Genomic DNA, 913 nt, shown 5'->3' with positions numbered 1-913 from the left:
CCTTCCTCCATTGGAGGCATCTGATGGCAGGTCGATCCATTCTCGGGAGCGACCTGATGGCAGAAGAAACCAAGACAGGGCCGACACCTTCGGCCCCGTCCAATGACAATTCCAGTCTCGCTGGCTCCAGCCATGCCGGCGAGGACAGCGATCTCGCCAAGCTGGATCGCATCGTGCTCGATATCGCCCGTTCGATCGGCCGGCAGCTGGCCCGGGAAGCGTTCGAGAAGCACAAGGCAGCCAATGACAATCGGCCGGGCCGCCGAGAGGACAAGAGCAGGGGGAAGAAGGATGAGCCCCCGCTAGGAAAGAGAGAGGTTGATCCACCATGACCCGTGTCGCGCTCTATGCCCGCTATTCCTCCGACAGCCAGCGGGACGCCTCCATCGAGGATCAGTTCCGCCTGTGCCGCGAACAGGCAACGCGCGAAGGCTGGAACGTGACCGGGACCTATCAGGACGCGGCGATCTCCGGCGCCAGCACCATCTTGCGGCATGGCATCCAGCAATTGGTCCGTGACGCCCAGCGCGGCCAGTTCGAGATCGTGCTCGCCGAAGCGCTCGACCGCATCAGTCGCGACCAGGCCGATGTCGCCACGCTGTTCAAGCATCTCAAATTTGCCGGCGTCACCATCGTCACCCTGGCTGAGGGTGAGATCAGCGAGCTTCATGTCGGCCTCAAGGGCACCATGAATGCCCTGTTCCTGAAAGACCTTGCCCTCAAGACACATCGCGGCCTGCGGGGCAGGGTGGAGAAGGGCAAGGCCGGAGGAGGGCTGTGCTATGGCTACCGGGTGATGAAGAAGCTCGATGGCCAGGGCGAGCCCATCCGCGGCGACCGCGAGATCGTGCCGGAGGAAGCCAGGATCATCCGCCGTATCTTCCAGGAATTCGCCACGGGCAAGAGCCCGAAG

At 63.1% G+C, this 913-nt stretch carries 1 protein-coding gene and 1 pseudogene; both read left to right on the top strand.

What is annotated here, in order from left to right; translation table 11 throughout:
• Positions 1–332 (top strand): annotated as a pseudogene (locus tag ACTJKX_RS38155) (hypothetical protein); the annotation flags it as partial.
• A partial coding sequence (locus tag ACTJKX_RS38150) for a recombinase family protein (RefSeq protein WP_440728498.1) occupies positions 329–913 on the top strand: 585 nt, incomplete at its 3' end. The pseudogene ACTJKX_RS38155 and the gene ACTJKX_RS38150, both read left to right, overlap by 4 nt.

The organism is Labrys sp. 22185, from assembly GCF_052045555.1.
Classification (GTDB): Bacteria; Pseudomonadota; Alphaproteobacteria; order Rhizobiales; family Labraceae; genus Labrys; species Labrys neptuniae.
The sequence above is the reverse complement of the archived record's forward strand: the minus strand, read 5'-3'. Positions and strand labels throughout refer to the sequence as shown.